6 protein-coding genes are annotated in these 7,523 nt (G+C 37.7%); all 6 read left to right on the top strand.

Annotated elements, in window-relative coordinates; all coding sequences use genetic code 11:
* Nucleotides 1–144: 144 nt before the first annotated feature.
* The 6 genes from BWI92_RS13375 to BWI92_RS13350 all read left to right on the top strand — a co-directional run bounded on the left by BWI92_RS13375 (nt 145) and on the right by BWI92_RS13350 (nt 7,493).
* Nucleotides 145–600, top strand: coding sequence for an Lrp/AsnC family transcriptional regulator (locus tag BWI92_RS13375; protein ID WP_095163753.1), 456 nt, complete (start codon nt 145–147; stop codon nt 598–600).
* A 279-nt stretch (nt 601–879) separates the two neighbouring features.
* The gene (locus BWI92_RS13370) at nt 880–2,511 is read left to right on the top strand and encodes a M28 family metallopeptidase (RefSeq protein WP_229363036.1); all 1,632 of its coding nucleotides are present in this window, start codon (nt 880–882) and stop codon (nt 2,509–2,511) included.
* Nucleotides 2,512–2,725: 214 nt separating this feature from the next.
* Nucleotides 2,726–4,102: an MBOAT family protein gene (locus BWI92_RS13365; protein WP_095163751.1), complete on the top strand. Its 1,377-nt coding sequence runs from the start codon at nt 2,726–2,728 to the stop codon at nt 4,100–4,102.
* A gap of 157 nt (nt 4,103–4,259) precedes the next feature.
* Entirely contained in the window at nt 4,260–5,243 is a 984-nt protein-coding gene (locus BWI92_RS13360; RefSeq protein ID WP_095163750.1) for an SGNH/GDSL hydrolase family protein, read from the top strand.
* A 136-nt stretch (nt 5,244–5,379) separates the two neighbouring features.
* On the top strand, nt 5,380–6,525 hold the full coding sequence (locus tag BWI92_RS13355; protein WP_095163749.1) for a hypothetical protein: 1,146 nt from the start codon (nt 5,380–5,382) through the stop codon (nt 6,523–6,525).
* A 206-nt stretch (nt 6,526–6,731) separates the two neighbouring features.
* Nucleotides 6,732–7,493, top strand: coding sequence for a tetratricopeptide/SEL1-like repeat protein (locus tag BWI92_RS13350; RefSeq protein ID WP_176464418.1), 762 nt, complete (start codon nt 6,732–6,734; stop codon nt 7,491–7,493).
* The last annotated feature ends 30 nt before the right edge of the window (nt 7,494–7,523 follow it).

Here is a 7,523-nt window from a genome sequence, read left to right as displayed (position 1 = left end):
CATATCAGATATTTATGCTGATTASTTTARTTTATATTTTATTCTTTAAAATACTCAAAAATACCCCGCTAACTTTTGTCATTTTCAAAAAAATAAGCATATTTTGCTTTATCAACATAAGATTAAATTGTTAAACAGAATATTATGCTGGACTCGACCGACCAACAAATTCTTCAGTTATTACAGCAAAATGCCAAACTAACTATTAAAGAATTAGCCGAAATGTTGAATCTAACCACCTCGCCTGTATTTGAGCGAATCAAGCGGTTAGAAAAAGACGGTGTTATATCTGGATATGTAGCCTTAGTAAATCCTGAAAAAACTGGACGTGGACAAGTAGTTTTCTGTAATGTTTCCATGCCAATTTATACCCACGAGAATATTGATACTTTTGAGCAAATTGTGCAAAATATGCCAGAAGTAATCGAGTGCTATCATTTGGCGGGTACGGTGGATTATCAGCTAAAAGTATACGTCAAGGACATTAAAGAGTATGATGGTTTTTTACGCAGAATGGCCGAAATTCCTTCCATAAAGGTGCATAGCAGTACGGTGGTGCTTCATCATGTTAAATACACAACGGCAGTACCCGTGGACTAAATCTTGTATCTTTGTAAATCAAACTAAGAGTATGTTTTAAAATTTTATTTGGCATTTATCCAAAAAAGCAAAATTTCCTTTCGCAACTCCTTACTTTTCTTGTCTTGACACAAGAAAAGTAACCGCGCGGCGGCCGCAAAAGAAAGTCAAGAAATCCTAAACTCGCCTGCGGCTCAAACAACAGGATTTCAGAAAACAAATACAGACTTTTTTATTTTTTTACCTGTAAAATTCAAACATGTTCTAAATTTTTTCATAAAATCGTCAACACAAAAACCAATGAAATTATCCTTTCTTTCGGCAAGTACCATGGCTTGCCTTTTGGGCTTTTCAGCTATTGGACAAAAAGGTGGTCCAGAAGTGAAAAACCTGAAAAACATCAACCCTAATGCTATTAAAGCCACCATGACCTTTTTGGCAGATGATTTGGTCGAAGGTCGTCAGCCTGGAACTAGAGGCTTTTCTGTTGCGTCAAAATTTGTAGAAACACAAATGATGCGCATTGGCTTGAAACCAGCCATGCCCGACGGTGGTTATCTACAACCCGTTCCGTTGAAAAAAGGGATTGTTAGTGAAAAACTCACTGCCATGACCCTCGGAGAAGAAACTTTGACTTATGGTCAAGAGTTTATCGCAAGTCCTTATATGCCACAAGAGGAATCGTCCGTATCAGCTCCATTGGTATTTGTAGGCTATGGTATTTCGGCACCAGAAATGCAATATGACGACTACAAGGGTATTGATGTAAAAGGCAAAATTGTTGTATTTTTCAACGCAGCCCCTGAAAGTTTTCCATCGAATCAAAGAGCCTATTTTACCACAAACCCTGTCAAATATAACGAGGCCATCAAACGTGGTGCCGTTGGGGTTATCTCGGTAAATTTCCCTAACGACAAACGTTCGACTTGGGAAGCTACTGTTCGCAGAACTAAACAAGGGACTTTCAAATGGTTGAATAAAGAAGGTCAACCCAACGATGCCTTTCCTGCCTTGAAAGCGGTGGCAACCTTTAATCCTGACAAAGCAGAAAAACTATTTGCCAAATCAGGAAAAACATTTGCTTCGGCTGTAGAAAGTACCAAAGCTGGTAAAGCCGAGCCATTTGACCTCAACATTCAGGCAACTATCAAAGTAAATACGCAATTTACCTCAGTAGCAGGTTCAAATTTGGTGGGTATGATCGAAGGTTCTGACCCCAAGCTGAAAGACGAATATATTGTGTACACAGCACACCTCGACCATTTTGGCATCGGTGCACCTGTCAAAGGTGATTCAATTTATAATGGTGCGCATGACAATGCTTCTGGCGTTGCTATTCTGTTAGAGATTGCTCAAACCTTCAAAAATTTACCAGAAGCGCCAAAACGTTCAATTGTTTTCACCATCGTTACAGGTGAAGAGTTTGGTTTATTGGGTTCTGATTATTTTGCAAGTAACAGTCCACTCAATGGAAAAATCGTAGCAGATTTGGCCATTGATATGCCATTCTTCTTCCATCCTATTTTGGATATCGTGCCTTATGGTGCACAGCATTCGAGTTTGAATCAGCAGGTAGAAAAAACAGCAAAGATTTTAGGCTTAGGCATTAGTCCAGATCCATTCCCAGAGCAAGTGGTATTTATTCGTAGCGACCATTTTAGTTTTATCAAAAAAGGTATTCCAGCCTTGTTTATAAAAAGTGGTTTCAAAACAATCCCAAGTGATACCATTGATAGAAGCAAATCGGATGTAGGTTGGAGAAGCACCATCTATCACACACCGCAAGACGATATGTCGCAACCATTCGACTTTGATGCGGCAGCCACGCATGTAAAAGTCAATTATTTGATTGGTTACTACGTAGCACAAGATTCAAAATCACCAGATTGGAACGTTGTAGATTTCTTCGGAGGAAAATTTGGCAAGAAATAAGTAAAAAAAGGAATGACGTTTGTCATTCCTTTTTTTATTGGCATTTTTTTTGTGTGTTTTTCCTCATCCTCTGCTTATTCATTAGCTTATCTTTACCCACTTCTTGCACCTTTTCAAAATAGAATCTTTTGCATCAGGCAACGCTCATCATTTTTTTTCAGTCATTATAATTGCGAACCATACCTTACTAAATTACAACACACAAATTATTTGTATGCCGTTTAACTCGATTCATTTTATCTATTTCTTTGGCGTAATATGTCCTATTTATTGGCTTTTTAGGACATATTATAAAATTCAAAATTTCATCCTTCTTGGCGGAAGTCTCTATTTCTATGCGCAAGTAGACCTTAAGCTTTGTTTATTATGGGCTTTTATATCTCTGGGAACGTGGTTGTTGGGTAATGCCATGGAGACTTATCGGCAACGAAAAGCCATTCTTACCTTAGGGCTTTTACTAATTTTTTCACAACTATTCATTGCAAAGTATTACAACTGGCTATTAGGTGATTTTTCGGGCGCGCTTTCAATCTATAAATTGGCCTCCACTATCGGGCTTTCTTATTATACTTTGGCAGCATCTAGTTATCTGATTGATATTTATAGAAAAAAACTGTCCCCAGTTGCTAATCCCATTACGCTAGGGGCATATTTATCCTTTTTCCCTCAACTTTTATCGGGTCCGATTCCAATTGCCTACAAAGACCTTCCGCAATATAGTTTATCCAGAAGCATTTCGTTGACTACCATTGAGGAGTCGGGACAACGAATTGTATGGGGAATTTTCAAAAAAGTAATCGTCTCAGGATTGTTGGCTAAACCAGTAGATTATATCTTTTATAATCACAGCGACCTAGGAGTTATCTATCTCTGGCTTGCTATTATTCTCTACAGTTTTCAGGTCTATATGGATTTCTCTGGGTACTCAGATATGGCTTGGGGAATCGCCAAACTATTAGGAATAAAGATAAATAGCAATTTCAACTCCCCGTTTATTTCAAGAACCATAGACGAGTTTTGGCGTAGATGGCACTTATCACTCAGTGCTTGGCTAAAGGAGTATATCTACCTTCCGTTAGGCGGTAGAGGTAGCAGCAAGTGGCAATATATGGTAAATATCTTTATCGTGTTTTTCATGAGTGGTGTTTGGCATGGTGCCAATGCCAACTATATTCTCTGGGGTAGTTTCAACGGACTATTATTTGTAATGGCAATTTTAATAGACTGGACTAGAGAAAAAAATGATATTCAATATGGTGTGAAAGGCTTTTTCTCCATGCTTTTAGTTTTTTTATCTATCGCTTTTACAAGAGTCTTTTTCAGGTCACCCGACTTTGTCACTGCCCTCACCTATTATCAAGAAATGTTTAAAACAAGCGACTTTTCTATGCCCGATATAGGAGTCGTGGAACTTGGGTTATCAATATTGATCGTATTGATTGAGTGGTTACAGCGAAAAGAGTTACATCCTGCTGATATTTCCAAATGGTCTTTGCCAGTTCGACTGGGCATATACGCCAGTGTTATAGGTGTAATTTACTGGATGTGGCCAACTCAAAATCCCACCGAGTATATATACTTTAAATTTTAATATTACAGACTATAATAGATTAATCAATTTAGTAATTGTGTAGAATAAGAGCCGATGAATTTTAAATGTAAAAAACTGATAATCATAAAATTACATTCACAATTCACAGCTCACAATTCGGCATTAGTACTTACCAACCCGTTAAAACAGTTTTGACATGATGAAAAAAACAAATTTGGCTTTTGCTTTTGCAACAGGAGTTATGATAATGGCTTGTAGCGACAAAAAACAAACTAACGATGCACAAACGACCAATTTAAAAGAAACCGTACAAGCTGAATATCCTGAAATTCCAAGAGAAGAAATTTTGGAAGATGATACTCTTGCCACCAAAGTCTATGAAGAATTAAAACTGCGTTATAAAAACCAGTTAATAGAACTCCACAAGGCTGTTACTGCCAACGGAGCACAGCTAATAATTACCTTTTTAAGTCCAGAAGTCGGCGAAAGCTTGACCAAAAGTAACCGTCTTGGCAAAGAACTGGTGGAAGGATATGCCAAAGAGTTGCAGGTTCCTTTTTATGATTTAACACAAAAACTAGCCAATCAAGACCCAAAAGTCGTTACGCAACTTCCCAAAGACGGTCACTGGTCGAAAGAAGGAGCTAAAATTATTGCAGAAGAACTAACGCCCATTATTAAACAATATGCTGCGGTAAAATCTACAAAGACTTTTGCAGAAAAGCCTGAAACGTTTGGGGATTTATTTCCCTCGAATGATGAAATTTTGGATGGCGGAAAAGGCTTACCATATCGTGTAAAAACCAATGCCCAAGGTTTGAGAATGGATACTGATGTGTCAAGTACCAAAACTAAACAGCGCATATTGTTCTTGGGGGATTCGGAAATGTATTTTCCATTCTTAGACAACAAAAACATCGGCACCAATCTCCTACAAACGGCATTTCCTGACAAAGAAATGTTGAATGCCGCCAATTGGGGCTATTCTATTGACGATTATGTTAGCCTTTACAAAGAAAAGGCTCAATTTGCCGAGCCAGATGTTGTCATCCTTAGTGTAAATGGAAATGACATTCTAGATATGTATTTTTCACACAGAAATCGTTTTGCAAGAAATAAACAACCACAAAATCCATCCGAAACAGAAAAATCGTTTTATCAAAAGCATTATCAGAAATAAGTTGACTGGGATAAAAAGCATCAGTTTTTATCCCAGTCATTCATTTTAGTCTTGCATTCTAGGATATTTGAAGAATCTTGACAAAGTTTGTAGTTCTAATAGACCTACAAAACTTTCGCACTCGAATCAAAATTCTATGAATTCAAAACTTTATACCATCGTTCTTGGTGTTGCCTTGACGGCTTGTTCAACAGGAAAAAAAGCACTAGAAAAAGGAAATTTCGACGAGGCTGTATACACAGCAGTCGAACGACTTCAAAAAAGCCCTACCAATAGCACTTCTCAACAAGTTCTGAAGGAAGCATATCCCTTGGCATTGAACTATCATCAGGGTCGTGTTAATAATTGGGAAAAATCGACTGAACCTTTTCATTGGGAAAGGGTAATTTCTGAGTATGATGCCATGAATCAGCTTGGTTCGGCTATCGATAACTGTCCGCCCTGCATTAGGGTGGTTGGCGATGGCAAAAAGTTTGTTGAGCCTCTTCAAGCTGCTCGAAATTTGGCCGCTTCTGACCGTTATGACTCTGGAAACTTCCATTTGGGCAACGCCAAAGGAAATCGTCAAGAGGCCAAAATGGCATTCCTTGACTTTGAACGAGCTTCACAAATTATTCCGGGATACAAGGACGTTTCCAACAAAATGGATAATGCTTATTCATATGCCGCTGTAAATGTTGTGCTAGAACAAGTAACTGTTACTTCAAAATTATATCAATTGAGTAACGAATATTTTCAGGATAAGGTCAATGAATTTTTGAGGACAAATCCAAAAATGAACATTTTCGTGCAGTTCTATGGTCCTCAACATGCGAGTGATATAAAATTGAAGCCGCATCAAATCGTACGTTTGCAGTTCGATGAATTTATGGTAGGGCAAACCTACGTGAATACCAACACCGAAAATATTACAAGTAAAGATAGTGTAAAAGTGGGCGAAGCGACGGTAAACGGCAAGAAAGTACCTGTTTACAATAAAGTAACAGCCAAATATACCAAAAGTCGTAAAACGGTTACCTCTAATGGCATTTTGGATATGCAAATCATTGATTTTCAAACCAAACAAGTCATTCACAGAGATAAAATCCCTGGTACTTTTGTTTGGGTAAACGAGTGGGCGAATTTTAATGGTGACGAACGTGCCTTGACCAAAGATCAATTGAATCTTTGCAAAAACAAGGAGTTATTGCCCCCAGCACCACAAATATTATTCACAGAATTTACCAAACCAATCTACGATCAGCTAACTCGAAAAATTCGTAAGTATTACGAAAATTATTAATAAACAAATGCTTTCAAATAGTCCAGTATTTCCTCTATCGAAGAAAATACTGGACTATTTTTATTTAAGTATTTATCTGGAATAATTTATGTCATTTTCTCAGAAATTACTTACCAAAACTACTTGATTTATTCAGTCACTTGGGTATATTTACAATAACTCTGTTAATTTTTACTAATATACGTTTTCGTCCTATGCACAAAAAAATGCTGTGGATATTGTTAGCTTGGGGGAGCATCAATATTCAGGCACAAAATCTACGTACGTCTTCTGTTCACAAACGGAAGGCACGTCCCTCCATTTCTAAAAATCAACCCAAAAAATCTTTTCACAAAAAAACATCGCATCTCAAGCCAAAACGCAAGGTTAAGGCCTTAGCACGTCCTACTTATCCAAATAAAATGACTAAAGAGGGCTTGGAGAAAGCAGACTCTTTATTCAAATCTGGACAACATATCAAGGCATTCCCTTTGTATCTTGACTACAAGGATACTCCGCTGATGAAAGCAAGCTCACTAAAAAATCTAGCAATCTGTTTCAAAGAAACGGGGGATTTTCTGAATGCGCAAAGGTATTTCAAAAGAGCCTATTCATATGATTCTGACCCAGAATCTGCCACTGAACTAGGCAAAATACACCTCTCGGGAATATCTACCATTCCTAAAAATGCACTTCTTGCCAAGGATTACTTTGAAATGGCCTATCGTATGGGTAATCTGGAGGCTGGGTTTCAGCTTGGTAGACTCTATTGGTTTGGCACGAACCAGATTGAAACCAATTTGCCCCGAGCCTTGGATATTCTCACCGATGTTGGTCAAAAAGGAAATTTTGAAGCGCAATGGATGTTGGCCAACCTGTACACTAAAGGCTCGCCCGTAACGCCCAAAAATCTTTCTGAGGCAAAAAAATGGTATCGACTTTACAATCAAAGTATTAGTTCAAAAAACTTAACATTGGTTAACAACTAGTTTATATCTACTTCGTAAGTATCTGTATTT

It is taken from the genome of Flectobacillus sp. BAB-3569 (assembly GCF_002270355.1).
Classification (GTDB): domain Bacteria; phylum Bacteroidota; class Bacteroidia; order Cytophagales; family Spirosomataceae; genus Flectobacillus; species Flectobacillus roseus.
Note: the sequence above shows the minus strand (reverse complement) of the source record. Positions and strands in the feature narration are given on the sequence as shown.